This is a genomic window from Agathobaculum hominis, assembly GCF_014288055.1.
GTDB lineage: Bacteria > Bacillota > Clostridia > Oscillospirales > Butyricicoccaceae > Agathobaculum > Agathobaculum hominis.
The window spans coordinates 119,352-146,254 of the sequence record NZ_JACOPK010000001.1; the positions used below are offsets into that span (position 1 = coordinate 119,352).

Sequence of the window (26,903 nt, forward strand, 5' to 3'; positions counted from 1 at the left end):
TTCAAAAACGGGTAAATCTTTGGTATACTAAATCTGTGTGGAAATTTTCTGCACACCAAAGGAGTTTAACTATGGACGCACGTGAACAGATCGCCGTGCTGCGCGAGCAGCTGCGGTATCATAACGAAAAATACTATAACGACGACGCGCCCGAAATTTCGGATTACGAGTACGACATGATGCAGCGCGAGCTGCGTGCGCTCGAGAAGGAGCACCCCGAGCTGGCGGATGCAGATTCCCCGACGCAGCGCGTCGGCGGCACGGCGAGCGGACGCTTCGCCAAGGTGACGCACGCCTATCCGCTCGAGAGCTTGCAGGATGTGTTCTCGTTCGACGAGCTCGGCGAGTTCTACACGCGCGTGGAAAACACGGTCGGAAGCGCGGAGTACGTTGTCGAATACAAGATCGACGGCCTTTCGGTCGCGCTCGAGTACGTCGACGGCGAGTTCGTGCGCGGCGCGACGCGCGGCGACGGTCAGGTCGGTGAGGACGTCACGAAAAACCTCAGGACCATCAAGGACATTCCGAAAAAGCTGGAAAACGCGCCGCCGCATCTCATCGTGCGCGGTGAGGTCTATATGAAAAAGTCCGTGTTCGACGCGCTGAACGCCGAGCTCGAGCTGCACGAAAAGCCGCTGCTCGCCAATCCGCGCAACGCGGCCGCAGGCTCTCTGCGCCAGAAGGACAGCAGGATCACGCGGGAAAGAAAGCTCTCGATCTTCTGCTTCAACATCCAGAACAGCGACGAGCTGCCGATGGAGAGCCATGTGCAGGCGCTCGACTATCTGAAAAGCCTCGGCTTTCCGACAAGTCCGCGCTATCCGGTCTACACCGACCCGAAGGACGTACAGCACGAGATCGAGAACATGGGCGAGACGCGCGGCGAGCTGGATTTCGACATCGACGGCGCAGTCGTTAAGGTCAATTCCTTCGCGCAGCGTGAAACGCTCGGCTCGACCGCGAAATTTCCGCGATGGGCGGCGGCGTACAAGTATCCCCCCGAGGTCAAGCAGACGCTCCTGAAGGACATCGTCATCACGGTCGGCCGAACCGGCGTGCTCACGCCGAACGCCGTGCTCGAGCCGGTGCGGCTCGCCGGTACGTCGGTCTCCCGCGCGACGCTGCATAACCGCGATTTCATCCGACAGCTCGACGCGCGCGTGGGCGACATCGTTTCCGTGCGCAAGGCGGGTGAGATCATTCCGGAGATCATCGGCGTGGAAAAGGATCGGCGTCCGCTGGATTCCGTGCCGTATGAGTTCCCGAAGTTCTGCCCGGTCTGCGGCGCACCGGTCTATGATGACGAGGACGAGGCTGCCATCCGCTGCACGAGCGCTTCCTGCCCGGCGCAGCTGCTGCGCAACCTGATGCACTTCGCGTCCCGCGACGCGATGGACATCGACGGCTGCGGCGAGGGCAACCTGCAAAAACTCATCGATGCCGGACTGGTGAAGTCCGCCGCCGATCTGTACGACCTGACGGTCGAGCAGCTTTTGCCGCTCGGCAAAAAGGTGGATACCTGGGCGAACAACCTCGTCCGCTCGATCGAAGCGAGCAAAACACGCGATCTGTCGCGGCTGCTGTTCGCGTTCGGCATCCGCCACGTCGGCCAGAAGGCCGGCCGCATCCTCAGCGACCACTTTGGCTCGCTCGATGCGCTGCTGACCGCGCCGGTCGAGGAGATGACCGAGATCCGCGATATCGGCCAGACCACCGCCGAGAGCATCGCCGCATGGCGCGCCCTGCCGCAGTCGCACACGCTCATCGAAAAGCTGCGTGCGCACGGGGTCAACTTCGTCGGCGAAAAGACCGCGAAGAGCGACCTGCTCGCCGGAAAGACCATCGTCGCGACCGGCAGTCTGACGCTGTACACGCGCAAGGAGATCAACGACCTCATCGAGTCGCTCGGCGGCAAGGCCGCAGGCTCGGTCTCGAAAAAGACGAGCTATGTTGTCGCAGGCGAGAACGCAGGCAGCAAGCTGCAAAAGGCGGCGGAGCTCGGTATTCCGGTTCTGACCGAGGAGGAATTCCGGCAGATATTCACCGAAAACGAGCAGCCGGAGGCTGTTCGATAAACGATAAACGCATCCAAAAGATTTTACAGATAAACAGGAGGAAACAGACATGGCAATTTCCAGAAAAGAAATTGAGCACATCGCGTCTCTGGCACGTCTGGACTCGACGGGCGGCATCTTTGACCGTCTGGCGGACGACATGCAGGGCATCGTCGCAATGGTAGACAAGCTCGCAGAGCTTGATCTCGGCGACATCACCGATGTCATCAACACCGAGCGCAAGAATGCGTTCCACGAGGACGAGGTCATTCAGGAATACACGCCGGACAAGCTGATCGAGCCGAACGCACCGGACTTCCAGTGCGGCGGCGTGGCAGTTCCGCGTGTTGTCGAGTAAGGAGGGGACAGAACAAATGGCACTTTATGAGAAAACCGCGTCCGAGCTGTCCGAACTGCTCGGCAAAAAGGAGATCTCCGCAGTAGAGCTGGCAAAGGATGTTTTTGCACGCACGAAGGCGGTAGAGGACAAGGTTCAGGGCTACGTTACCGTAGCCGAGAAAGCAGCACTTCAGCAGGCGGAAGCTGTTGACAAGAAGCGCGCAGCAGGCGATACGCTTTCCGCTCTGGCCGGTATCCCGATCGCCATCAAGGACAATATCTGTACCAAGGGCACGCTGACCACCTGCGCGTCCAAGATGCTTTATAACTTCAAGCCGCCGTACAACGCGACCGTCATCGAGAAGCTGACCGCTGCTGACGCTGTCATCACCGGCAAGGCAAACATGGACGAGTTCGCAATGGGTTCTTCCTGCGAGAACTCCGCTGCACACCCGACTCATAACCCGCACAATCTTGATCGCGTACCGGGCGGCTCGTCCGGCGGTTCCGCCGCTGTCGTTGCGGCAGGCGAAGCACCGCTCGCCCTCGGCTCGGATACCGGCGGCTCCATCCGTCAGCCGGCGTCCTTCTGCGGCGTTGTCGGCCTCAAGCCGACCTACGGCGCGGTTTCCCGTTACGGCCTGATCGCGTTCGCCTCCTCCCTCGACCAGATCGGCCCGTTCGGTCGCTCCATCGAGGACGCTGCGATGCTGCTCGACGCCGTTACCGGCCACGACCCGCTGCATGACTCCACCTCGGTCAAGACCCCGTTCGAGGGCTCTCTGCGCGCAAACCTGAATGCTGACGTCAAGGGTCTGAAGATCGGTCTGCCGAAGGAGTATTTCGGTGAGGGCATCTCTGACGCGGTCCGCAAGAACGTTATGGCAGCCGCCGAGGCCTACAAGGCGATGGGTGCTGAGGTATTCGAGATCTCGCTGCCGCTCGTTGAGTACGCACTGCCGATCTACTACATCCTCTCGTCCGCAGAGGCTTCCTCCAACCTTGCCCGTTTCGACGGCGTAAAGTACGGCTACCGCACCCCGAACGCAGGCGACGACATCACCGAGCTGTATACCAAGAGCCGTTCCGAGGGCTTCGGCGCCGAGGTACAGCGCCGCATCATGCTCGGCACCTATGTGCTGTCCTCCGGCTACTACGACGCCTACTACAAGAAGGCGCGCGCCGCTCAGCGCAAGATCCGCGAGGAGTTTGCAAACGCATTCGAGAAGTGCGACGTCATCCTGACGCCGGTCGCGCCGACTACCGCCTACGAGATCGGCTCCAAAACGACCAATCCGCTCGAGATGTACGCAGGCGATATCTGCACGGTTTCCGTCAACATCGCCGGTCTGCCGGGTCTGGTTCAGCCGTGCGGCTTTGACGAGAATCATATGCCGGTCGGCATGCAGCTCATCGGCCCGCGCTTCGGCGAGCAGACCCTGCTCAACGCAGGTCTGGCCTTCGAGCAGGCTTCCGGCCTCAAGAACATCATCGCGGCACTGTAAGGGAGGAAGACAAACATGAAATACGAAGCTGTCATCGGTCTGGAAGTGCACGCGGAGCTGTCCACCAAGAGCAAGATCTACTGCTCGTGCTCCACGGGCTTCGGCGCACCGATCAACACCCATACCTGCCCGGTCTGCACCGGTATGCCGGGCGCACTGCCGGTCCTCAACAAGCAGGTAGTACACTATGCCGCCAAGATGGGCAAGGCGACCGGCTGCACGGTCAACCAGCTCTGCAAGGCGGACCGCAAGAACTATTTTTACCCCGACCTGCCCAAGGCATATCAGATTTCTCAGTTTGATGTGCCGATCTGCGAGAACGGCGAGGTATTCTTCTATGTCGACGGCGTAAAGCACTCCTGCCGTCTCGAGCGCATCCACTTCGAGGAGGACGCAGGCAAGCTGCTGCACGACGAGATCGACGGCACCATCGTCGACTTCAACCGCTGCGGCGTGCCGCTGATCGAGATGGTAACCCGTCCCGACCTGCATTCCTCTGCCGAGGCGAAGGAATTCCTCGAAATGATCAAGACCACCCTGTCCTACCTCGACATCTGCGACTGCAAGATGGAGGAAGGCTCCATCCGCTGCGACGTCAACGTCTCCATCCGTCCGGAGGGCACCACCGAGCTGGGCACCCGTGTCGAGATGAAGAACATCAACACCTTCTCCGGCGCAGTCCGTGCGATCGACTACGAAATCGCGCGTCAGATCGAGGTCGTTGAGAACGGCGGCGAAATCCAGCAGGAGACCCGCCGCTGGGACGACGTGAAGCTGAAGAACACCGTCATGCGTACCAAGGAGGATGCGCAGGACTACCGTTACTTCCCGGACCCGGATCTGATCGCCGTCGAGATCTCCGACGAGTGGATGAAGCAGATCGAGAGCGAGGTTCCGGAGCTGCCGATCACCCGTTACGAGCGTTATCTGAACGAGTACGGCATGACCGCGATGGAAGCGCGTCTGATCTCGGACAGCTTCGAGAAGGCCGAGCTGCTCGACGCTGCGGCAAAGCAGGTCAAGCCCAAGGCTGCTGCAAACTGGATCCTGTCCGACATCTCCAAGTACCTGAACGACAAGGCTGTCAGCCTCAAGGACACCAAGATGACCGCCGACAAGCTGGTCGCTCTGGTCAAGCTCATCGAGGCGGGCACCATCTCCGGCAACGCCGGCAAGAAGGTTCTGCCCTCCATGTTCGAGAACGACGAGACCGTAGAGGCGATCGTTGAGCGCATGGGCCTCAAGCAGGTTTCCGACGAGGGCGCGATCCTCGCCATCGTACAGGACGTTCTCGCGAAGAACGAGAAGGCTGTTGCCGACTTCAAGGCAGGCAAGAACGTCACCGGCTTCCTCGTAGGCCAGTGCATGAAGGCCTCCAAGGGTCAGGGCAATCCGCAGATCATCAACAAGCTGATCGCAGCGGAGCTCGCAAAGCTGTAAATTTTAATGAGAAAAGACCGCCGAAAGGCGGTCTTTTTTAGACTGTCGAAAAACTTCGTTTTTCCGACAGTCCTAAATTTTTTCTAAAATCCCTATTGACAAACAGGAGAAATAGGTGTATCCTCAATTCATAGAAAACACCTATGAATACTGAGATATAGAAAGGCGGCATGAAGCTGTGATACTCTCGCGAATGTGCCGATGTCGAAACTGATTTTTCGGTACTGCATCTCTGATCCAAGCATAAATTGACTATTTCTGAACTTCTGAAAGGCGGTAAAACCCCATGTCTGATATTAAAAAGAGCTTTGCTGATCTGATCGGCAACACTCCGCTGTACGCAGCTGAAAAATTCGCAGAGAAGGTCGGCGCCAACGCTACCATCCTTGCAAAACTCGAATACTTCAATCCAGCCGGCTCGGTCAAGGACCGTATCGCAAACGCCATGATCAACGAGGCTGAGGCTTCCGGCGCACTCAAGCCGGGTGCTACCATCATCGAGCCGACCTCCGGCAACACCGGCATCGGTCTGGCGGCTGTCGCGGCGGCCCGCGGCTACCGTATCATCCTCACCATGCCCGAGACCATGTCCATCGAGCGCCGCAATATGCTCAAGGCATACGGCGCGGAGCTGGTTCTGACCGAGGGCGCAAAGGGTATGTCCGGCGCGATCGCGAAGGCAGATGAGCTTGCGAAGGAGACCCCGAACAGCTTTATCCCGGGTCAGTTCGTCAACCCGGCAAACCCGGCCGCGCACTATGCGACCACCGGCCCGGAAATCTGGAAGCAGACCGACGGCAAGGTCGATATTTTTGTTGCAGGCGTCGGTACCGGCGGCACCATCACCGGCACCGGCAAGTACCTCAAGGACCAGAACCCGGACGTCAAGGTTGTTGCCGTTGAGCCGGATACCTCTCCGGTCCTGTCCACCGGCAAGGGCGGCCCGCACAAGATTCAGGGCATCGGCGCAGGCTTCGTTCCGGATGTGCTCGACACCAAGGTTTACGACGAGGTCGTCCGTGTAAAGAACGAGGATGCCTTCGAAACTGCGCGCAAGTTCACCCACAGCGAAGGCCTGTTCATCGGCATTTCCTCCGGTGCGGCTCTGTGGGCAGCGGCAGAGCTGGCCAAGCGCCCGGAAAACGCAGGCAAGACCATCGTAGCGCTGCTCCCGGATACCGGCGACCGCTACCTGTCTACGCCGCTCGTTACCGAGTAAGTCTCTCTTATCTTTTCTCTTAATTTGCATCCTGCTATTTATTACTTCTCTTTGGAAGACCGGCTGTTTACCAGTTGACAGCCGGTCTTCGTCTTTTATGCAGAAAAAAACGACCGTTCCGGACTTCGGGACGGCCGTTCTGCTATATGGAAATGACGCGCAGACCGTATTGCTGCGCGGCGGCGGAAAATGCAGAGCGCTGCTTCTCTGCCGCGCCGGTCAGCACGATCGTCTGCGTGAATCCTTCTGCGGCGAGTGCGCGGGCAGCAAGGGCAGGCGAGGCAGGCTCGTCCAGCCTTGCGCCGGTCAGGGTACAGAATTGCTCGGGGCGGTGCACGGCTTCGCGAATCGGGCGGTCAAAGCCGCGTGCGCCGACGACGCAAAGCACGCAGCCTGCCTCCTTCGGGATGACCGGCTCATGCGGCGCGTGCGCCTTGAGGGGGAGACGGCGTGAGCCGTCGGCCTCGACGAGCACATAGTCCGCAAGCTGCTCGAGCAGGGAAAACGGCAGGGAAGGGGCGGTCAGCTTGCCCTCTGGGGCCGGTGTGCCGAGACAGAGCACGCGGCTGCGCGCGAGCGCGGCGCGTACCTCATCCTCGGTGGGAGCGGTCAGCAGCGGCACGCCCTCAAATGGCAGGATATGCGTTGTGGTGGTCAGAATGACCGTGCCGGGCAGCTCGCGCGACAGTGTCCGCAGCAGCGTTGTCTTGCCGCCCGAGCCGATGACCGCCGTCACGCCGCAGGGTACGCCCAGCCTTTCATACAGTTGCATTATATTTCCTCCCGGCATTCTACTGCACCTATCATAGCGCAATTCACGGAAAAAGTCCAGAACGGCTTGACATTTCGTCGCGCATCTTCTATAATCATTACGTTATATTTATGAAACAACAACGAAAAGGAGAGATGAAAATGCTGGTCGTTATCCGCGGCGCGGGCGATATTGCAACAGGAATCGCACTCCGGCTTTTTCGCTCGGGCATAAAAATCGTCATGACCGACCTGCCGCAGCCGACGTCCATCCGGCGGACGGTGTGCTTTTCCGAGGCCATCCGCCACGGCTCCGCGACGGTCGAGGGCGTGGAGGCGGTGCTCGCGAAGGACGCCGCTGAAGCGAAAACGCTCGCGGAGAGCGGACGGGTCGCGGTGCTCGCGGACCCGCAGGCAGACTGCGTGCGTGAACTGAAGCCGGACGCCCTTGTGGACGCGATTCTGGCAAAGAAAAATCTGGGCACGCGCATCACGGACGCGCCGGTCGTTGTGGCGGTCGGGCCGGGCTTCACGGCAGGCGCGGACTGCCATGCGGCGGTCGAGACAATGCGCGGCCACACACTCGGCCGCGTGCTGTATGAAGGCTCGCCGCTGCCCAACACGGGCGTGCCCGGCGTGATCGCAGGTTATGCGGCGGAGCGTGTGCTGCGCGCCCCGGCGGCAGGTGTGTTCGAGCCGAAGCTCGAAATCGGCGCGCAGGTCAAAAAAGGCGACGTCGCGGCGGTCGTTGACGGAAAGCCGATGCTGTGCAGCATCGACGGCTGTCTGCGCGGTCTGATGCAGGAGGGCGCGGTCGTGTTCGAGGGCATGAAATGCGGCGACGTTGACCCGCGCGGCATCCCGGACAACTGCACGACGGCCTCGGACAAGGCCATCGCGGTCGGCGGCGGTGTGCTCGAAGCAATATTACATTTCACTCATGTAATTCGTTGAACAGGAGACAAATACGTGAAATTAAAAACCATATTCGCTAAAATGACCACGTGTTCACTGCTGCTGACCACGCTTTTCGGCTGCGGTCAGGCTTCTCAGACGGCGGACGGTGCACAGGACACCCAGTCTGCGCAGACGACCGAGCTGACCGTGTTCGCGGCGGCCTCCATGACCGAGACGCTGAACCAGATCGCAGAGGACTACAAGACGGTCGACCCGAATGTTTCCCTGACCTTCAACTTCGCCTCCTCCGGCGACCTGCTCAGCCAGATCAGGGAGGGCGCGGACTGCGACGTTTTTATTTCCGCCGCACCTAAGCAGATGAACGCGCTCGACGGCAGCCTCAAGGACGATGCGGACAAGAACCCGGACGGTCTGGACGAGCTGCTGGACGGCACGCGCATCGACCTGCTCGAGAACAAGGTCGTGCTCGCTGTTCCGGAGGGCAACCCGAAGGGCATCGAGTCCTTTGACAAGCTCGCTGACCAGCTGGGGGCCGGTGAGGTATTCCTCGCCATCGGCAACAGCGATGTTCCGGTCGGCCAGTACACCCGGAAGATCTTCGCGCACTACGGTCTGGACGAGCAGTCGCTCACGGACGCAGGCGTGCTCACCTACGGCTCGAACGTCAAGGAAGTCACCACGCAGGTCAGCGAGGGCGCAGTAGACTGCGGCATCATCTACGCGACCGATGCCTATTCCGCAGGTCTTGAGAGCGTCGACGAGGCGACGGCGGATATGTGCGGTCAGGTCATCTATCCGGCGGCTGTCCTCAGGAACAGCGCACACCCGGACGAGGCAAAGGCATTTCTCGACTACCTGACCGGCGAGGACGCAGGCAGGGTATTTGAAAGCGTAGGCTTTACGCCGCTCGCGTAATTTGATACAATAGAGGGGCGAGAGACGAGATTTCTCGCCCTCTTTTTGCAAACAGGGAGAAAATTCATGGACTGGTATCCTCTTTACAACTCGGTTCGCATCGCGCTCATCTCGACCGTCATCATCTTTTTTGCCGGAATCGCGGCGGCGTATTACGTCGCGCGGCTGCCGCGCGCAGTCAAGGGCGTGCTCGATGCGGTGTTCACGCTGCCGCTCGTGCTGCCGCCCACGGTCGTAGGCTATCTGCTGCTGCGCGTGCTCGGCCCGCGCCGCGCGGTCGGCGCATGGGTGCTCGCGCACTGGGGCGTCAAGCTGACCATGACCTGGTATTCCGCCATCTTCGCGACGGCGGTCGTGATCTTTCCGCTGATGTACCGCACGGCGCGCGGCGCGTTCGAGAGTTTTGACGAAAATCTGGCGGATGCAGGCCGCACGCTCGGCCGCTCGAATGCGTGGGTGTTCTGGCGCGTGCGTATGCCGTGCTGCCGTCAGGGCATCCTTGCAGGTACCGTGCTCGCGTTCGCGCGTGCGCTCGGCGAATACGGCGCGACGAGCATGATCGCAGGCTACACGCCCGGCCGCACCGCGACGATCTCCACGACGGTCTATCAGCTCTGGCGCACGAACGACGACCGGCAGGCGTTTTTCTGGGTCGCGGTCAACCTCGTGATCTCGGCGGTTGTGCTGCTCGCGGTCAATCTGCTGGAAAAGCGCGGAAAGGGGGCGGCGGCATGAGTATTTCGGTCGACATCGAGAAAAAACTCGGCTCGTTCCACCTGCGCGTGGCGTTCGAGGCGGAAAACGAGACCATGGCGCTGCTCGGCGCGTCCGGCTGCGGCAAGAGCATGACGCTGCGCTGCATCGCCGGTATCGTGCGCCCGGACCGGGGCAGGATCGTGCTGAACGGCCGCACGCTGTTCGACAGCGAGCGGCATATCGACCTGCCGCCGCAGCAGCGCGGCGTCGGCTACCTGTTTCAGCAGTACGCCCTGTTCCCGCACATGACGGTCGAGAAGAATGTCTGCGCCGGAACGCGCGAGGGTACGCGCGCAGAGCGGAAGGCCGCCGCACAGCGCATCCTGCGCACGCTCGGGCTGGAGGAGCTGGCGCAGCGCCTCCCGGCGAACCTTTCGGGCGGTCAGCAGCAGCGCGCTGCGCTCGCCCGCATTCTGGTCGGAAAACCCGAAATCCTGCTGCTCGACGAGCCGTTTTCCGCGCTCGATGAGCACATCAAGTGGAAAATTGAGCTTGAGCTCGCCGATACGCTGCGTTCGTTCCCGGGCGGCGTGCTGTTCGTATCGCACAGCCGCGACGAGATCTATCGCCTGTGCGACACGGTCTGCGTGCTGAACGAGGGCAAATCCGACCCGAAGACAACGGTCGCGGGGCTGTTCCGCGCACCGCTGACCGTGGGCGCGGCACGCATCTCGGGCTGCAAGAATATCTCGCGCGCCGAGGCCGGTGCCGGCGGCACGCTTTACTGTGCGGACTGGGGCGTTTCGCTCAAAACTGCGCTGCCGCTGCGCGAAAATACGGCATATGCCGGTATCCGGGCGCATTATTTCACCCTCAGCGGCACGGAAAACCCGATTACCTGTACGGTCGAGCGCGTCATTCCGAACCCGTTTTCCGTCGTGTATATGCTGAAAACGCCGGGAGGGGCGCTGCTGCGCATGGAGAGCGAAAAAGCGGAAGCACTGCATACAGGCGACACGATCACCCTGCATATCGCGCCGGAGGACGTTATGCCGCTGACGGAGTGAGGATAAAATGACAGATCAGTATGGAAGAAAAATTAAATATCTGCGCCTTTCCGTGACCGATCTGTGCAGCTGCCGCTGCGTGTACTGCATGGGCGCGGAGGGCGTCCCCAAGCTGCCGCACGAGGCAGTGCTGTCGTTCGAGGAGATCGAGGAGATCGTCTGCGCGGCGGTGTCGCTCGGCGTGCGCAAGGTGCGGCTGACCGGCGGCGAGCCGCTCGTGCGGCGCGGCATCGACGAGCTGGTGCGCCGTCTGCGCGCCATCGAGGGTATCCGCGAGCTTGCGATGACGACGAACGGGGCACGGCTGGCCGAGTACGCAGAGCGTTTGAAAAGCGCCGGTCTTGACCGGCTGAACATCAGCCTTGACACGCTCGACCCTGAAAAATACCGAAAAATCACGCGCATCGGCTCGCTCTCCGACACGCTTGCCGGTCTGGATGCAGCGCGAAGCGCCGGTTTTACGCGCATCAAGCTGAACGCGGTGCTGATGGGCGGGGTGAACGATGACGAGATACCGGCGCTCGCGGAGCTTGCACGGGACGGCACATTCGATGTGCGCTTTATCGAGCTTATGCCCATCGGAGAGTGCGCAGACTGGGACAGAAAACGCTTTATCCCGGCCGAACGGGTACTTGAAGTGCTGCCGAAAGTGCAGCGCGTGCCGTCGGACGGCGTTGCGGAGCTGTGGCGTCCGGAGGGCTGGAAGGGCACGGTCGGTCTCATCCGGCCGCTCAGTCACCGCTTCTGCGCGGACTGCGACCGCATCCGCATCACCCCGGACGGAATGCTCAAGCCGTGTCTGCACTCCGCGCGCGAAATCCCGCTGCGCGGAAAGCACGGCGAAGCGCTCGTCTGCGCCATCGCGGAGGGCATCGGCGGCAAGCCGAAGGAGCATCACATCACGGACGGCCGCACGAGCGACAGCCTGCGCGGCATGAACCGCATCGGCGGATAGAAACAGGAGGAAAACAGCTATGGCACAGGTCGTTTCGGTCTGTATCAGTGAGAAAAAAGGTACAAAAAAGCATCCGGTCGCGGAAATATCGCTGCGGCCGCATCACGGCATCGTGGGCGACGCGCATGCGGGCGACTGGCACCGGCAGGTGAGTCTGCTCGCAAACGAGAGTGTGGACCGGATGAGAAAAGAAGGACTGACGCTCGCCGCAGGCGACTTTGCGGAAAATATCCTCACCGAGGGGATAACCCTGCGGACGCTGCCGGTCGGGACCGTGCTGCGCGCGGGCGAGGTGCGGCTCGAGGTCACGCAGATCGGCAAGGAGTGCCACAATGACTGCGAGATACGCCGCATGACCGGCATGTGCGTCATGCCGACCGACGGCATTTTTGCGGTTGTGCTGAATGAGGGCGTCATTCGCCCGGGCGATCAGATCGAGGTGGAAAGCATATGAAACGTATCAGAACCGAGGACGCGGTCGGCCATGTACTCTGTCATGACATGACACAGATCATTCCCGGCGTGAGCAAGGGACCGCGCTTCCGCAAGGGCCATGTTGTGACTGAGGAGGACATCCCGGTGCTGCTCTCCATGGGCAAGGAAAACCTGTTCGTCTGGGAGATGGAGCCGGGCATGGTGCACGAAAACGACGCGGCAGAGCGTCTCGCGGCGCTGTGCGGCCGGGAAAACATGACATGGAGCGAGACAAAAGAAGGAAAAATCGAGCTGAAGAGCGCGATCGAGGGCGTGTTCCTCGTGGACAGCGCCCGGCTTTTCGCGGTCAACAGCATCGACGAGCTGATGATCGCGACGCGGCGCGGCGGCGGTACGGTGCATCCGGGCGACAAGCTCGCCGGGACGCGCGTCATTCCGCTCATCATCCGAGAGGAAAAGCTGCGGCAGGCTGAGCAGGCGGCAGGCAGCGCGCCGCTGCTGTCGGTGCGCCCGTTTGTCAGGCGCACGGCGGCGGTCATCACGACCGGCAGCGAGGTCGCAAAGGGACGAATCCCGGACAGTTTCACGCCGGTCGTCGAGCGCAAGCTCGCCGCCTTCGGTATTCGAATGACCGAGCACATACTGGTCGAGGACGGACAGGAGAACGTCCTCACAGCCATCGAGCAGATGAAGCGCAGACCGGTGGACATGGTCCTGTGCACGGGCGGCATGAGCGTCGATCCGGACGACTCGACGCCGGGCGCGATCAAGGCGAGCGGCGCGGACATCGTGACCTACGGCGCGCCGGTGCTGCCGGGCGCGATGTTCCTGCTCGGCTATTACGGCGACGGCCGTCCGGTCATGGGACTGCCCGGCTGCGTAATGTACGCGAAAGCAACGATCTTCGATCTGGTCCTGCCGCGCATTGCAGCGGATGTGCGGCTTGAAAAGCGCGATTTCGTCGCATTCGGCGAGGGCGGACTGTGTCTCGGCTGCGAAAGCTGTACCTATCCGCACTGCGGCTTCGGGAGGTGAGTGCGGTGATCACAGCAAAGGTCATCACGGTCAGCGACCGTTCGTACCGCGGCGAGCGGGAGGATGCAGGCGGCCCTGCGGTCAAGGCGCTGCTCGAGCGCGCAGGCTACACGGTGGGGGAGATCGTGCTCGTGCCCGATGAGCGCGGGTGCATCGAAAAGGAGCTCATCCGCGCCGCCGACGAGGAAAACATCGCGCTGATCGTCACGACAGGCGGCACAGGCTTTGCCGAGCGCGACGTTACGCCCGAGGCAACGATCGCCGTGTGCGGCAGACTCGCGCCGGGTATTCCCGAGGCAATGAGGGCGGCGTCCATGCGGATCACGCCGAAGGCGTGCCTGTCGCGCGCGGCGGCCGGCATCCGGGGGAAGAGTCTGATCGTCAATCTGCCCGGCAGTCCGAAGGGGGCGTGCGAAAACATGGAAGCGGTGCTGGAGCCGCTGGAACACGGGATTTTCATTCTCCGCGGCGGAAAGGAATAAAAATTTTCCTGTCAGCAGAGGGCAGACCTTCCGCCGATACAGCGGCCTGCCACTGGAGGCGAGGAAGGCCCTCCCGGGACGGGGATGTTCGCCATGACATGGCGTGTGCATTGCCGCCGCCCGGCGGCGGGGGCAAGAGGGGCAGGGACACCAAGGTTTCCCTGCCCCTCTTGACTCCCCAACCTTTCCTTTGGACGCGACTCCCTTCGGTCGCGCGTCTAAATGCGAGGGGTCCACAGTGACGTCTGGTGCTCCAAGGGTCAACGCTTGATTGAAGCGGAGCTTTTCGCAGCGTTCTGCCGTCGCCCTGCACCGGATGGCCGCGCACTGTTATGCGCGGCGGATCACGTAAGGGAAATTCAGGGCAGCTTAGCTGCATATAAGCTGAAAGACGCCCGGAACCGAGCCCCCGTACCCCCCGTTTCGCTGCACATCTCCGATGTGTCAGCGCAAAGGAAGGTCAGGGGAGTCAAGAGGGGACAGGAAACCATGTTTGGTGTCCTGTCCCCTTTTGCCCTCCGCCGTGGGCACGGCGTTTCTCCGCCGCCAGACGGCGGCATTCCCGCCGGTGAACACCGGCAATCCCCGCCGCCGAAGGCGGCGTTAGTTATTCCAGATAAATGGCAGCATCCATTTTTTCAGTAACATATCCGACCGCCGCCGCCTGCGGCACACTCTGCCGCAGCTCATCAAGGCACTGCGCAGCATCCTTCTCCGGCAGCGCGATCAGCAGGCCGCCGCTCGTCTGCGGGTCATACAGAATATCCTGCATCGGCCGCGCGATCTCGCGCGTCAGCCTGACGCCGGCTTCGGCGTAATCCCGGTTGCGGTATGCGCCGGACGGGACAAGCCCCATGTCGGCGAACGCCCACGCTTCCTTGTGGAACGGCACGTTTTCCGTCTGAATATGCACCGTGACGCCGCTGCCCTGCGACATCTCGAACGAGTGGCCGAGCAGCGCGAAGCCGGTCACATCCGTGCAGCTGTGCACCGGATACTTTACCATCACGTCGCGCGCGGCTCTGTTGAGCGCAGCCATCTGGCGGTAGATACGTTCGGTCAGCGCCTTTTCGGCAAGACCGGCCTTCGCGGCGGTCGTGATGATGCCGACGCCGAGCGGCTTGGTCAGCAGGAGCACATCACCCGGCTGCGCGCCGCTGTTCGTGAGCACCTTTTTGGGATGCACGAAGCCGGACACGGCGAGACCGTAGAGCGGCTCCGCGCCCTGAATGGTGTGGCCGCCCGTGATGATCGCGCCGGCCTCATAGGCCTTGTCGTAGCCGCCGCGCAGAATATCCTGCACGGTCTCCTTCGCCATGCCGGGCGCGAGACACATGATATTAAGCGCGAGCTTCGGCTCGCCGCCCATGGCGTATACGTCGCTCAGCGCGTTCGCCGCCGCGATCTGGCCGAAAAGGAACGGATCGTCCACGATGGGCGGGAAAAAGTCGGTCGTCTGCACGAGCGCGGTATTTTCGTCGAGTACATAAACGCTCGCATCGTCGCTCTTGTCGTAGCCGACGATGAGGCGGGGGTCGGTATGCGTCCTGAAGCCGTCGAGCAGCCGCGCGAGCGTGCCGGCGCCGACCTTCGCGCCGCAGCCTGCGCACGAGGCGAGCTTTGTCAGCTTTACTTCGGTTTCCATGGTAAAAACGTCCTTTCGGGCCGCGCTGTTTTGTATGAGCGGCATGAAATCTGCGTTTATTATAGCATAAATTTGTACCCGGTGCAAAAAACTCTTGTGTTTTGCGGCTTTATCCGATATAATGATAGAAGTATCTATATAACATTACACAGGGAGGTGTAATTGCAATGTTCATGGCACTGGATAAAATGCCCGCAGCAGGCGACTACGGTACGCTCCTGGCACAGTTTCTTCCGCTGGTCGTACTGATCGTCGTTTTCTATTTCGTACTGATCCGTCCGCAGCGCAAGCGCGACAAGCAGGAGCGCGAGATGCGCAACTCCATTTCGGTTGGCGACGAGATCTCGACTATCGGCGGCTTTATCGGCCGCGTTGTCAGCATCAAGGACGACACGCTGGTCATCGAGTCCTCGAGCGACCGCACCAAGCTCAAGATCTACCGCTGGGCGATCCGCGGCAAGGAAGCTCCGGCTACCGAGACCGTTGAGGCTCCGAAGGAAGCAAAGGACGCAAAGAAGTAAGCGCTTCTCTGCGGCATAAAAGAGTATCTTGCTGAATAGGTTTCCATATCCATATTCGGCGGGAGGATGGGACATATGAGGAAAACCAATGAAGGCGCGTCGCCGGTTCGGCCGGTTCTTTTCGGCGCGACAGCCGGACTGCTCGCCACGCTCGTTCTGATGCTGGTGTGCGCCGTTCTGGTCCATCAGGGGACGCTCGGGGAGGAACTGATCCCCACGATATCGCTCGCCTGTCTGGTGGCCGGATGCATGCTCGCCTCGTTTCTCGCGGCGCGGCGTCTGCCCGACGGCAGGCTCGCCATCGCAGTCGCAGGCGGCCCGGTGGTTTTTCTGATTTTGCTGGCTGTCTGCGCGCTCGCGCTGTCGCAGCCCGTCCGATTCGGTCGCACAGCCGTCAGTCTGCTCTGTGCAGTCGCGGCTTCGGTGCTCGGCACTGCTGTCGGCATCTATATGCGTACAAAAAACAAACACAGTCATCTGAAAAAGTAGGAGGGAAACATCCATGAAGCACGTATCTACCCTGACCTCTGCAACCCTGAAGCAGACCGCAGCACACGGCGGCTGCGGCGAGTGCCAGACTTCCTGCCAGTCCGCATGCAAGACTTCTTGCACCGTGGCAAACCAGAAGTGCGAGCACGCTAAGTAATCGCAGATTTCAAATGAGCATGGGCGCGCCTTGGGCGCGCCTTGCTATGTATATCGGAGGAAATAACAAGAAATGATCCATCGTTACCAGAAAAAAGGTCTGAACTTTGTCCTGGACGTCAACTCCGGCGCAGTCCATCTGCTCGACGATATCAGCTATGCGGTTTCCGGTCTGATCGACGAGAACATGACCGAGAAATGCCCGGAGAGCGTTGTCGAGGCGCTGCCGCAGTATGCGGCGGACGATGTGCGCGAGGCATACGGCGAGCTGTACGAGCTGAAAAAGGCAGGCCAGCTTTTCGCGGAGGACGACTACATTGACGTCAGCCGCTATATTCCGGTCGGCGCACCGGTCAAGGCGCTCTGCTTGCACGTCGCGCACGACTGCAATCTGCGCTGCAAATACTGCTTTGCGTCCACCGGCGACTTCGGTCAGGGCCGCAAGATCATGCCGCCTGAGGTCGCGAAGAAGGCGATCGACTTCGTTATCGCGCGTTCGGGCAAGCGCCGCAACATCGAGGTGGACTTCTTTGGCGGCGAGCCGCTCATGGCGTGGGACACCGTTACCCAGACGGTCGATTACGCGCGCTCCATCGAGGAGCAGCACGGCAAGAAGTTCCGCTTCACCATCACCACCAACGGCCTGCTGCTCGACGAGGACAAGCGCAGGTACATCAACGAGAACATGGACAACTGCGTTCTGTCGCTCGACGGCCGCCGCGAGGTCAACGATGAGTTCCGCAAGACCGTCGCAGGCACCGGCAGCTATGACACCATCGTTCCGAAGTTCAAGGCGCTCGTCGATGAGCGCGACCCGAACCTCGACTACTATGCACGCGGCACGTTTACCTCGCATAATCTGGATTTCGCCAACGACGTGCTGAGCATTGCGGACGCGGGCTTCGACCGCCTGTCCGTCGAGCCGGTAACGGCTGATCCGGGCTGCGGCTACGACCTCACCGAGGACGACCTGCCGAAGATCGAGGCAGAGTACGACCGCCTGACCGACATCATGCTCGAGCGCAAAAAGGAAGGCAAGCCGTTTACCTTCTTCCACTTCATGGTCGACCTCGATCAGGGCCCGTGCGTGGTCAAGCGTCTGCGCGGCTGCGGCGCCGGTTACGAGTACGTTGCGGTCACGCCGGACGGCGACATTTATCCCTGCCACCAGTTCGTCGGCAAGGAGGAGTTCAGACAGGGCAGCGTGCTCGATCAGTCCTTTGACATGGACATCGCGCAGAAATTCGCAGGCATGAACATCTATTCCCGTCCGAAGTGCCAGAAGTGCTGGGCGAAGTTCTACTGCTCCGGCGGCTGCTCCGCGGCGAACTACAACATGAACCACGATATGAACGACTCCTATGACCTCGGCTGCGAGATGGAGCGCAAGCGTCTCGAGTGTGCAATTTATCTAAAAGCAATGGATAAAATTTGTGCGGAAGAGGCAAAATAACGATTTACAAAAAGAATGTGTAAAATCCGTTGCGAAAAGCGTCGGCGGTGCTTATAATGTCTTTTGTATTTAAAATACTCTCGATAAGGAGATGATATTATGCCGCAGAATGTTCTGGTATCCGTGCTCGGCGAAGGTGAATATCTGACCGCGCTCGTCCGTGCAATTCTGGAAAAGAACATCATTCCGACGCGCTTTCTGTTTCTGTCTGCAAAAAATGAGGCGTCCCTTCAGGCCGCAGAGGGCTATGACGTAACGGTCTGCGAAGATGAGCTTTCCGCTGTCATCAAGAGCGAGATCGTGCTCGTCACCGCATCCCGACGCGAAATGCCGACCGAGCTCGCGAAGATCTCGAGCAGCTCGCAGAAAAGGGTTGTCGTATCCGTGTGCGACAGCGACAAGGTCGATCTGGCATACCTCAGCGAGCGCATCGTTGCCGCGACCGAGCTGATGGCCGCTGTTCTGCATCGAGATGAAGACGGCAGACTGAGCGCGTCCTACGAGGCGAGCAAGCTCGCGCGTCCGTTCCTGTGCAAGCCCGCACGCGACATCGTTGACACGATGTGCGAGATGCTGAACGAAGAGGGCTGAGCCGCAGCGTTCTAACAGAACGAGACCGGGAATATGCTGTTCTATGGCTTCCGAAAGGGGGAGACGTATGAACAAAAGGCATATTCCCGGTTTTTTTGATGCCCTCGCGCGCACGCCGTCGTTTGTGTTCCTGTGCTCGATGTTTCTGTGCGGCGCGGCGGCAGGCGGCCTGACCGGCCTGCATGCGGCGGAGGGAGACTGCGCGCTCGAGCTGACCGCGTTGCTGCGCGAGCTGCCCGGACAGGCCGGAAAGAGCGTGCTCTGCGCGGTGCTGTGGCTCGTGCTGCCGCCTGCGGCGGCGCTGTTCCGTCCTGCGGCGCTCTGGCTGTCCGGCATCGCAGCCGCGCGGGGCTTTGTGCTCGCGCTGTCGCTCGCGGTCGCGGTCGCGCAGGGGGAGGGGGCGGCCGTCCTTGCGGCGGAGGCGCTTCCGGCGGTCATCAGCGTGTCGGCGCTGCTCGCCGCCTGCACGCTCGTGTGGGAATGCACGCAGAATGCCGCACCGTGGGCGAAAAGCCGCGCGCCGTTTGCGCTGTGTCTCGCTTCAGCGGCGCTGAGTGCGCTGCTGCGCGTGTTTCTTGCGATTTTACTGGCCGGATAACGCGAATATGGTTGCATTTTTTACTTAGATATGCTAACATTTAGACATATAAAATGTCGGTCTGTCTTTGCGATGCCGATGCTGTCGCGCGACAGCAAAATCAAAAGCGCTTGCTGCGCAAACGTATGGAAAACGGGGAAAGGCGCCTTGATTTTCATGCGTTCGGACGACTTGACTTCTGCGGAGTCGGAACACGGACTGCCGGAAAAACACAGTTTTTCGACAGTCTTATGGTAATACCGCATAATTGAACAAGAGCGATTTGTGAGTAAATTTTGCGTACTGACGAGGCGCGGTTTTGCGGTAATACTTGATGTATTACCGTGAAATCGCAACAAAGTCAGGACACTAAATTTCCGCAAAGCGCCGCAGCTTTAATTGTGCGGTGTTGCCTTATATAAAACTATGAAGGGCGGCGGCAAAATGGCGGATGCACAGCAGATCAACGATTTTCTGGTCGATGCCTTCGGGCGCATCAATAAAATTGAAGAGCGTGCGATGACGACCGGACTCGGGAGCGCGATCTCCATCACGGAGATCCACATCATCGAGAAGATCGGTCTGTCTGAGCCGGCGCGCATGAGCGAGATCGCGCATATGCTCGGCGTTACCCTCGCCACGATGACCGTCGCCTGTGACAAGCTGGAGGGGAAGGGGCTTGTGCGCCGCGCGCGCAGCCGCAGCGACCGGCGCGTCGTGCAGGTCACGCTGACCCCGCGCGGACGGGCGGTCTACGAGTATCACCGCGCGTTCCACGAACGCATGATCTCGTCCATTCTGGACACGCTTTCGCCTGAGCAGAGCACTGTTCTGGCGCAGAGCCTTGAAAAACTGCAGGACTTCTTCCTCCGTGAGGAAGCCGCTGCCGAAGGAGAAAACAATGGATAATCTAATATTTTGTCTGAACGCGACCGTGCCGATCTTTGCGATCATCTTGCTCGGACGGCTGCTGCGCGGCCGGAACTTTTTCAGCAAACAGACGCTCGCGGAGATCGACAAGCTGTCGTTCAAGGTGCTGCTGCCCATCCTGCTGTTCCGCGATATCGCCGCCGGGCGCATCACCGAGCAGTTCGACCCGAAGTTCTTCTTTTTCTGTGCCGGCGTAACGGCGCTCTACTTTTTCGCCATCTGGGCCGGCGCGGCGCTCTTTCTGCGCGACAAGAGCATGGTCGGCGCGTTCACACAGGGCGCGTTCCGCGGCTCGCAGGCCATCCTCGGCGTTGCATTTGTGCAGAATCTGTACGGAGATGCCGGTCTTGTGCCGCTGATGATCGTGGCGAGCGTGCCGCTCTACAACATCTTCTCGGTGCTCGTGCTGACCGTGACTGCGCCGGACGCGCGCACGGCGGACCATCACGGCGTTGTCAGGCGCACGCTGCGCGGCATCATCACCAACCCGATCATCCTCGGCATTCTCGCCGGTCTGCCGTTTTCGCTGCTGTCGATCGACTTTCCGCCGATGGCGGACAAGTTCCTGAGCATGCTCGGCGGCTGCGCGACGCCGATGGCGCTGTTGAGCATCGGCGCGGGGTTCGAGGGCGCGAAGGCCATCAAAAAGCTCGGCCCGACCTGCGCCGCCGCCTTCATCAAGCTCATCCTGCTGCCGGTCATCTTCCTGCCGATCGCGGTGCACATGGGCTTCCGCGAGCAGGCGCTCGTCGCCATCGTTATCCTGTGCGGCGCGCCGAGCACGGTTTCCGGGTATGTCATGGCGAAGAATATGGGCGGCGACCATGTGCTTTCGTCCTCGATCATCGTGCTGACGACCGTGCTGAGCGCGGTCACGCTGACGCTGACGCTGTTCATTCTGAGATCGTTTGCGCTGATTTGACAATGCCCCTTTTCTCTGGTATCATGGGAACAGTAATGCCGGAGAAAAGGGGTTTTTGTGTTCTCCGGGGAGGAAAAGAGGGGGAAAAAGCATGCTGACATATCATCTGGACGCGCAGAGCGGCGTGCCGCTTTACGAGCAGCTTTACCGCGCGGTACGGGCGGACATCATGTCGGGAGCGCTCGCCGGCGGCACGCGCCTGCCGAGCAAGCGTCAGCTCGCGGCGAACCTGCGCATCAGCCAGATCACGGTCGAGACCGCCTACGGTCAGCTTGCCGCAGAGGGCTACATCGTTTCCGCGCCGAGACGCGGCTATTTCGTGCAGGAGCAGATCGCGCCGCCGCCGTCCGTTCATACGGAAACTGTGCACAGAACCGTGGGAAAATATCCGAGAAACGAGCGGTATGATTACGATTTCAAGACGAATATCGTAGATAACGGCTGCTTTCCGTTCTCGACCTGGGCGCATCTCTCGCGGCGCGTGCTGAGCGAATATTCCGCGCGCCTGCTCGAGGCGACCGATCCGCGCGGCGTGCTTCAGCTGCGGCAGGAGATTGCGCACTATCTGCATGATTTCCGCGGCATCGCGGTCTCGCCGGAGAATATCGTCGTGGGCGCGGGTCTGGAATATCTGATCGGCCTGCTCATTCAGCTGCTCGGTCACGGGCATGTGTATGCGGTCGAGAACCCGGGCTACCGCAAGCTCGCGCAGATCGTCACGCAGAACAGCGCCGCTCTGCGGCCGATCCCGCTCGACAAGAGCGGCCTGCGCGCCGATGTGCTCGCTGAAAGCGACGCCTCGGTCGTCTATCTCACGCCCTCCCATCATTTTCCGCTCGGCACGGTCATGCCGGTCGCGCGCCGTCTCGAGCTGCTGCGCTGGGCGGCGGGGAAGCCCGGACGCTACATCATTGAGGACGACTACGACAGCGAATTCCGCTATGCCTCGCGCCCGATCCCGGCGCTGCGCGAGCTCGACCGCGAGGGCCGCGTCATTTACGTCAACACCTTCTCGAAAAGCCTTGCGCCGGGCCTGCGCATCGGCTATCTCGTGCTGCCGGATGCGCTCATGGCGCGCTACCGCGAGCGTTTTTCGCTGTACGCCGCGACGGTCTCGAGCTTCGATCAGTTTACGCTTGCGGCGTTCATGCACTCCGGCGGCTTCGAGCGCCACATCAGCCGCAGCCGCAAGGTCTATCAGGCGCGGCGCGACGCGCTGATGGCGGCGATCGACCGCGAATTTACCGAGCTGCCGCACGAGATCTCGCGCTCCGAGGCCGGTCTGCACCTGCTGCTCCATATGCGCAACGGTATGCTGGAACGCGAACTTGTCGAGCGCGCGAAGACCGCGGGTGTGCGCGTTTATGCGCTTTCTGCATACTATATGCCGCCTGTGCGCCCGCCGCGCGCAACGCTCGTGCTCGGCTATGCCGGCATGACAGGAGAGCAGATCGACGAGGCGGCCGCGCGTCTGCGGAGAGCATGGACAAAGGAAATGTGATAAATTTTTCTTGACAAATCGCGCCGCGCGTCCTATACTGAACGTGCAAGCAAGGGTGCCGTGATGAGCGGCTGAGAGGGCGAGAGCCTAACCTTTTGAACCTGTTGGTTAGCACCATCGTAGGGAAGCTGTCGCATCAATCGAAATTCAATGCCCCGGTTTTACCGCAATGGTAGACCGGGGCATTTTTTGCTGCAAAAACATATGCAGCGCCATGGAAAGGAAGGATCATCATGAAGGTAAACGGAGAAGAGCGCTCGCTTCCGCAGGACGGCACGGTGCTGGGTCTGCTGCGCGAGCTGGGACACGACCCGCAGCGCGTTGCCGTCGAGAAAAACGGCAGCATCGTACCGCGGGCGGCCTTCGCGGAGGAAAAGCTGACCGATGCAGACCATCTCGAGGTCGTGTGCTTCGTGGGCGGCGGCTGATACGGCCGAAAGCAAAAACACCTATTTTCGCGCACGAAACAGGAGATAAAACATGATTTTGACTCAGCAGCAGCTGCATGACGCGCTCGTGGAGAGACACGGCGCGGAGATACAGAAAAAACTCGACGGCGCGACCGTCGGTATCGCAGGACTCGGCGGACTCGGTTCCAATCTCGCCGTGTTCCTCGCGCGTCTCGGCATCGGACATATGATCCTTGTGGATTTCGACGTCGTGGACATCACCAACCTCAACCGACAGCACTACACGATGAAGGATCTTGGCGTGCCGAAAACGCTTGCGCTCGTCGAGCAGCTCGAGGCCATCAATCCGTATCTGAACTACGAGACCTACACTGAGCGCGTGATCCCGGCGAACGTGAAGCGGCTGTTTTCTGAGTGCGACGTCATCGTTGAAGCGTTCGATAAGCCGGACCAGAAGGCGATGCTGATCGAAAACGTTCTTACGCAGCTGCCGGACAAGCCGCTCGTTTCGGGCAGCGGCATGGCAGGCTACGGCTCCGCGAACCTCATCCGCACGGAAAAGCGCTTCGGCCATTTGTACCTGTGCGGCGACGGAAAGAGCGACGTGGCGGACGGCCTCGGACTGATGGCGCCGCGCGTTGCGGTCTGCTCGGCGCACGAGGGCACGATGGTGCTGCGCCTGCTCATCGGCGAGACGGAAGCATAGAAAAAACCGCCCCGAAGGGCGGTCGAGTAAGTAAGATTTTATGTTTCGTCCTTCGGCAGGTCGGAGGCGCAGTGTGCGCACTTGACGGCTGCGATCGGGATTTCGGAGCAGCAGAACGGGCACTTTTTCGTGGTCGGTGCGGCGGGCGCTTCGGGCTTTTTTCCGATGGAGAGCAGCTTGTTGACCGCCTTGAGCAGACAGAACAGCACGAGCGCCATGATGAGGAAGTTGATGACCGAGGTCAGAAATGCGCCGTAGCGGAGCTCGATGCCGCCGAGACTGAGCACAAAACCGCTCAGATCCGTGCCGCCGGCGAGACCGAGAATCGGGTTGATGAGGTTTTCGGTCAGCGAAGTCACAATGGTCGTGAACGCACCGCCGATGATAACACCGATCGCCATGTCCATCACGTTGCCGCGCAGCGCGAAGGCCTTGAATTCTTCGAGAAACTTTTTCATTTTTTCACCCCGTTTTTTATAAGGCAATACCGGATAATTGAACAAGAGCGATTTGCGAGCAAATTTTGCGTACTGACGAGGCGCGGTTTTGCGGTAATACTTGATGTATTACCGTGAAATCGCAACAAAGTCAGGACACTAAATTTCCGCAAAGCGCCGCGGCTTTAATTGTGCGGTGCTGCCTTAAGCATAGTTTACACGCTTACCCCCACCGGGTCAAGATACAAAGGAGATTTTTACTATGACAGACAAGCTTATTCTCGGCGGACACGAGTTCACCAGCCGTTTCATCCTCGGTTCGGGCAAATATTCGCTCGACCTCATCAACGCTGCGGTGCAGAACGCCGGTGCGGAGATCATCACGCTCGCGCTGCGCCGCGCCAATCAGGGCGGCACGGCGAACATCCTCGACTACATCCCTGAGGGCGTGACCCTGCTGCCGAACACCTCGGGCGCACGCACCGCGGACGAGGCCGTCCGTATTGCCCGTCTGTCGCGCGAGTGCGGCTGCGGCGATTTCGTGAAGATCGAGATCATGCGCGACAGCAAGTACCTGCTCCCGGACAATCAGGAGACCATCCGCGCGACCGAGATCCTCGCGAAGGAGGGCTTTGTCGTCATGCCGTATATGTATCCCGATCTGTACGCGGCGCGCGATCTCGTGAATGCGGGCGCGGCCTGCATCATGCCGCTCGCGGCTCCGATCGGCACGAACAAGGGTCTCGCAACGCGCGATTTCATCAAGATCCTCATCGACGAGATCGATCTTCCGATCATCGTTGACGCCGGCATCGGCCGTCCGTCGCAGGCGTGCGAGGCGATGGAGATGGGCGCGGCGGCCATCATGGCGAACACCGCCATCGCGACCGCGGGCGACATCCCGGCAATGGCTGAGGCGTTCAAGAAGGCCATCGAGGCAGGCCGCGCGGCCTACCTTGCCGGTCTGGGCCGTGTACGCGAAACCGCGTCCGCTTCGTCTCCGCTGACCGGATTTTTACAGGACTGAAATCCTCGATTGAAACCACGCTTTCAATCGAAGAAGGATATGCCGGGCGATGCCCGGACATATCCAACAAGAAAATTTGCGCGTCGCTGCACGGCACACAAATTTTCTTCCTTGTATAAAAACGCAGGTACACGCCCCGCGTTTTTATGAAAATTGCGCTGCAATTTTCAATCAAATGCGCACTTTGTGCGAAGAATAGAAGGGTATTTGTCATGGAAAACGAAAAAACGGAGATCATCTCCGCAAAATATATCACCGCAGAAACCGACCACATGGCCTATCAGCCGGGCATGGACAACATCGGCTCGGAAATTCAGGATGAGGTCATCTCGCGCATGAACGCCTACGACGCGGATGCCTATACCGCGGCTGACGTTCTGCGGGCGCTCCGCAAGGACGTCCTCTCGCCCGAGGATTTCGCGGCGCTGCTGTCGCCTGCGGCCCTGCCGTTTCTCGAGCAGATGGCGCAGCGTGCGCAGATGGAAACGCGCAAGCATTTCGGAAACTCGGTGCAGATGTTCACGCCGCTCTACATCGCAAATTACTGCGAAAACTACTGCATTTACTGCGGCTTCAACTGCCATAACAAGATCCGCCGCGCTAAACTCGACATGGACGAGATCGAGCAGGAGCTCAAGGCCATCGCGGAGACCGGCCTGCAGGAGATTCTGATGCTGACCGGCGAGAGCCGCGCCATGTCGCCGGTGTCCTACATCGGCGAGGCGGTCAAGCTGGCGCGCAAGTATTTCCGCGTCATCGGCATCGAGATCTACCCGCTGAACGTGGACGAGTACGCTTATCTGCATGAATGCGGCGTGGACTACGTCACCGTATTCCAGGAGACCTATGACGACCAGAAGTACAAAACCCTGCATCTCGGCGGCCACAAGCGCATTTTCCCGTACCGTCTGAACGCGCAGGAGCGCGCCATCATGGGCGGCATGCGCGGCGTCGGCTTCGCGGCGCTGCTCGGTCTGTCCGACTTCCGCAAGGATGCCTTCGCGACCGGAATGCACGCCTACCTGCTTCAGCGCAAGTACCCGCACGCGGAGATCGCGTTCTCCTGTCCGCGTCTGCGCCCGATCATCAATAACGACAAAATCAACCCGAAGGACGTCCACGAGCCGCAGCTGCTTCAGGTCGTCTGCGCGTACCGCATCTTCATGCCCTACGCCTCCATCACGATTTCGACGCGCGAGCGCGCGGGTTTCCGCGACAACATCATCGGCATCGCCGCGACCAAGATTTCCGCAGGTGTCGATGTCGGCATTGGCGGCCATTCGGGCGAGGACAAGGGTGACGAGCAGTTCGAGATTTCGGACGGCCGCTCGGTCGACGAGGTCTATAACGCAATCTGCGAGCACGGTCTCCAGCCCGTAATGGCCGACTACTTATACGTATAACACATTTCTGCCGCATTTCGCCTGCGGCGAAACAGGCAGAACAGGCGCACAGCAGTGTGCCGCATAAAATTCCCTATCAAAGTCCAGCTCTGCCGGACTTTGATACCGCTGCCCGCGCCGCGGCGGCGCGGCCGCTCCTGCCGTGCAGGGGCGAGGGGGTTATCGCCCCCGGTTTCCCCGGAACCGGGGGCGTATCCAAGGGGGACAGCGTCCCCCTTGGAAGCTAAAGGCCTGCCGCCGAAGTGCGGCGGACGCATCAGGACAGAGCGCACCGCATGCCTCGATGCGTCGGAAAACGCCGTGCTCCGGAAGCAATAAATTTCAC

General features: G+C 60.5%; 29 protein-coding genes and 1 riboswitch. Of the genes, 26 read left to right on the plus strand and 3 right to left on the minus strand.

Annotated elements, in window-relative coordinates; translation table 11 throughout:
* The first annotated feature begins 71 nt into the window (after positions 1–71).
* The 5 genes from ligA (at position 72) to cysK (ending at position 6,557) form a co-directional block, all read left to right on the plus strand.
* Positions 72–2,075 (plus strand): NAD-dependent DNA ligase LigA, encoded by a 2,004-nt coding sequence (gene ligA / locus H8S02_RS00550; protein ID WP_186968765.1) that lies wholly within the window; start codon positions 72–74, stop codon positions 2,073–2,075.
* Positions 2,076–2,124: 49 nt separating this feature from the next.
* Positions 2,125–2,412 (plus strand): Asp-tRNA(Asn)/Glu-tRNA(Gln) amidotransferase subunit GatC, encoded by a 288-nt coding sequence (gatC, locus tag H8S02_RS00555; protein WP_118685407.1) that lies wholly within the window; start codon positions 2,125–2,127, stop codon positions 2,410–2,412.
* Positions 2,413–2,428: 16 nt separating this feature from the next.
* Positions 2,429–3,898, plus strand: a complete 1,470-nt coding sequence (gene gatA, locus H8S02_RS00560) for an Asp-tRNA(Asn)/Glu-tRNA(Gln) amidotransferase subunit GatA (RefSeq protein ID WP_118723321.1) — start codon at positions 2,429–2,431, stop codon at positions 3,896–3,898.
* A gap of 15 nt (positions 3,899–3,913) precedes the next feature.
* Positions 3,914–5,338, plus strand: coding sequence for an Asp-tRNA(Asn)/Glu-tRNA(Gln) amidotransferase subunit GatB (gatB, locus tag H8S02_RS00565; protein WP_186968766.1), 1,425 nt, complete (start codon positions 3,914–3,916; stop codon positions 5,336–5,338).
* Between the two features lie 286 nt (positions 5,339–5,624).
* A complete protein-coding gene (gene cysK, locus H8S02_RS00570; RefSeq protein ID WP_118685404.1) occupies positions 5,625–6,557 on the plus strand; it encodes a cysteine synthase A in 933 nt (310 codons plus the stop codon).
* Positions 6,558–6,699: 142 nt separating this feature from the next.
* Here cysK and yqeC read toward each other — a convergent pair whose 3' ends face one another.
* The gene (yqeC, locus tag H8S02_RS00575) at positions 6,700–7,329 is read right to left on the minus strand and encodes a selenium cofactor biosynthesis protein YqeC (protein ID WP_186968767.1); all 630 of its coding nucleotides are present in this window, start codon (positions 7,327–7,329) and stop codon (positions 6,700–6,702) included.
* 140 nt (positions 7,330–7,469) lie between these two features.
* On the opposite strand from yqeC, the gene yqeB reads away from it, so the two are divergent.
* The 8 genes from yqeB (at position 7,470) to H8S02_RS00615 (ending at position 13,810) form a co-directional block, all read left to right on the plus strand.
* On the plus strand, positions 7,470–8,261 hold the full coding sequence (gene yqeB, locus H8S02_RS00580) for a selenium-dependent molybdenum cofactor biosynthesis protein YqeB (protein ID WP_186968768.1): 792 nt from the start codon (positions 7,470–7,472) through the stop codon (positions 8,259–8,261).
* Positions 8,262–8,303: 42 nt separating this feature from the next.
* The gene (modA, locus tag H8S02_RS00585) at positions 8,304–9,140 is read left to right on the plus strand and encodes a molybdate ABC transporter substrate-binding protein (RefSeq protein WP_186968769.1); all 837 of its coding nucleotides are present in this window, start codon (positions 8,304–8,306) and stop codon (positions 9,138–9,140) included.
* 66 nt (positions 9,141–9,206) lie between these two features.
* Complete coding sequence (gene modB, locus H8S02_RS00590; protein ID WP_186968770.1) at positions 9,207–9,875, plus strand: molybdate ABC transporter permease subunit; 669 nt, start codon at positions 9,207–9,209, stop codon at positions 9,873–9,875.
* Positions 9,872–10,903 (plus strand): sulfate/molybdate ABC transporter ATP-binding protein, encoded by a 1,032-nt coding sequence (locus H8S02_RS00595; RefSeq protein ID WP_186968771.1) that lies wholly within the window; start codon positions 9,872–9,874, stop codon positions 10,901–10,903. The genes modB and H8S02_RS00595 overlap by 4 nt, the downstream gene beginning before the upstream one ends.
* A gap of 7 nt (positions 10,904–10,910) precedes the next feature.
* Positions 10,911–11,858 (plus strand): GTP 3',8-cyclase MoaA, encoded by a 948-nt coding sequence (moaA, locus tag H8S02_RS00600; RefSeq protein ID WP_186968772.1) that lies wholly within the window; start codon positions 10,911–10,913, stop codon positions 11,856–11,858.
* Positions 11,859–11,877: 19 nt separating this feature from the next.
* Entirely contained in the window at positions 11,878–12,312 is a 435-nt protein-coding gene (locus H8S02_RS00605) for an MOSC domain-containing protein (protein WP_186968773.1), read from the plus strand.
* A complete protein-coding gene (locus tag H8S02_RS00610) occupies positions 12,309–13,328 on the plus strand; it encodes a molybdopterin-binding protein (RefSeq protein WP_186968774.1) in 1,020 nt (339 codons plus the stop codon). The genes H8S02_RS00605 and H8S02_RS00610 overlap by 4 nt, the downstream gene beginning before the upstream one ends.
* A gap of 5 nt (positions 13,329–13,333) precedes the next feature.
* Entirely contained in the window at positions 13,334–13,810 is a 477-nt protein-coding gene (locus H8S02_RS00615) for a MogA/MoaB family molybdenum cofactor biosynthesis protein (protein WP_186968775.1), read from the plus strand.
* A 607-nt stretch (positions 13,811–14,417) separates the two neighbouring features.
* On the opposite strand, the gene selD is transcribed toward H8S02_RS00615, so the two are convergent.
* Positions 14,418–15,455 carry a selenide, water dikinase SelD gene (selD, locus tag H8S02_RS00620; RefSeq protein WP_186968776.1) on the minus strand — a complete coding sequence of 346 codons (1,038 nt, stop codon included), beginning with the start codon at positions 15,453–15,455 and terminating at the stop codon, positions 14,418–14,420.
* Positions 15,456–15,622: 167 nt separating this feature from the next.
* On the opposite strand from selD, the gene yajC reads away from it, so the two are divergent.
* The 11 genes from yajC (at position 15,623) to thiF (ending at position 23,711) form a co-directional block, all read left to right on the plus strand.
* Positions 15,623–15,976 (plus strand): preprotein translocase subunit YajC, encoded by a 354-nt coding sequence (gene yajC, locus H8S02_RS00625; RefSeq protein ID WP_243023691.1) that lies wholly within the window; start codon positions 15,623–15,625, stop codon positions 15,974–15,976.
* Between the two features lie 75 nt (positions 15,977–16,051).
* A complete protein-coding gene (locus tag H8S02_RS00630) occupies positions 16,052–16,465 on the plus strand; it encodes a TIGR04086 family membrane protein (RefSeq protein ID WP_186968777.1) in 414 nt (137 codons plus the stop codon).
* A 13-nt stretch (positions 16,466–16,478) separates the two neighbouring features.
* On the plus strand, positions 16,479–16,622 hold the full coding sequence (gene scfA / locus H8S02_RS00635; RefSeq protein ID WP_078096990.1) for a six-cysteine ranthipeptide SCIFF: 144 nt from the start codon (positions 16,479–16,481) through the stop codon (positions 16,620–16,622).
* A 72-nt stretch (positions 16,623–16,694) separates the two neighbouring features.
* Positions 16,695–18,074, plus strand: a complete 1,380-nt coding sequence (scfB, locus tag H8S02_RS00640) for a thioether cross-link-forming SCIFF peptide maturase (RefSeq protein WP_186968778.1) — start codon at positions 16,695–16,697, stop codon at positions 18,072–18,074.
* Between the two features lie 99 nt (positions 18,075–18,173).
* Positions 18,174–18,665, plus strand: a complete 492-nt coding sequence (locus H8S02_RS00645; RefSeq protein WP_186968779.1) for an NAD(P)-binding domain-containing protein — start codon at positions 18,174–18,176, stop codon at positions 18,663–18,665.
* A gap of 67 nt (positions 18,666–18,732) precedes the next feature.
* The gene (locus H8S02_RS00650) at positions 18,733–19,263 is read left to right on the plus strand and encodes a hypothetical protein (RefSeq protein ID WP_186968780.1); all 531 of its coding nucleotides are present in this window, start codon (positions 18,733–18,735) and stop codon (positions 19,261–19,263) included.
* A 423-nt stretch (positions 19,264–19,686) separates the two neighbouring features.
* Positions 19,687–20,151, plus strand: coding sequence for a MarR family winged helix-turn-helix transcriptional regulator (locus H8S02_RS00655; RefSeq protein WP_158577047.1), 465 nt, complete (start codon positions 19,687–19,689; stop codon positions 20,149–20,151).
* On the plus strand, positions 20,144–21,094 hold the full coding sequence (locus H8S02_RS00660) for an AEC family transporter (RefSeq protein ID WP_186968781.1): 951 nt from the start codon (positions 20,144–20,146) through the stop codon (positions 21,092–21,094). Before H8S02_RS00655 ends, H8S02_RS00660 begins: the two co-directional genes overlap by 8 nt.
* A gap of 91 nt (positions 21,095–21,185) precedes the next feature.
* Entirely contained in the window at positions 21,186–22,595 is a 1,410-nt protein-coding gene (gene pdxR / locus H8S02_RS00665; protein ID WP_186968782.1) for a MocR-like pyridoxine biosynthesis transcription factor PdxR, read from the plus strand.
* A 41-nt stretch (positions 22,596–22,636) separates the two neighbouring features.
* Positions 22,637–22,739, plus strand: a riboswitch (TPP riboswitch).
* A gap of 89 nt (positions 22,740–22,828) precedes the next feature.
* On the plus strand, positions 22,829–23,023 hold the full coding sequence (gene thiS / locus H8S02_RS00670) for a sulfur carrier protein ThiS (protein ID WP_207722035.1): 195 nt from the start codon (positions 22,829–22,831) through the stop codon (positions 23,021–23,023).
* A gap of 52 nt (positions 23,024–23,075) precedes the next feature.
* Positions 23,076–23,711 (plus strand): sulfur carrier protein ThiS adenylyltransferase ThiF, encoded by a 636-nt coding sequence (thiF, locus tag H8S02_RS00675; protein ID WP_186968783.1) that lies wholly within the window; start codon positions 23,076–23,078, stop codon positions 23,709–23,711.
* Between the two features lie 38 nt (positions 23,712–23,749).
* Here thiF and mscL read toward each other — a convergent pair whose 3' ends face one another.
* Entirely contained in the window at positions 23,750–24,169 is a 420-nt protein-coding gene (gene mscL / locus H8S02_RS00680) for a large conductance mechanosensitive channel protein MscL (protein ID WP_186968784.1), read from the minus strand.
* A 241-nt stretch (positions 24,170–24,410) separates the two neighbouring features.
* Here mscL and H8S02_RS00685 point away from each other — a divergent pair, with 241 nt between their 5' ends.
* Positions 24,411–25,175: a thiazole synthase gene (locus H8S02_RS00685; RefSeq protein ID WP_118723265.1), complete on the plus strand. Its 765-nt coding sequence runs from the start codon at positions 24,411–24,413 to the stop codon at positions 25,173–25,175.
* Between the two features lie 212 nt (positions 25,176–25,387).
* Entirely contained in the window at positions 25,388–26,578 is a 1,191-nt protein-coding gene (gene thiH, locus H8S02_RS00690; protein ID WP_186968785.1) for a 2-iminoacetate synthase ThiH, read from the plus strand.
* Positions 26,579–26,903: the final 325 nt, after the last annotated feature.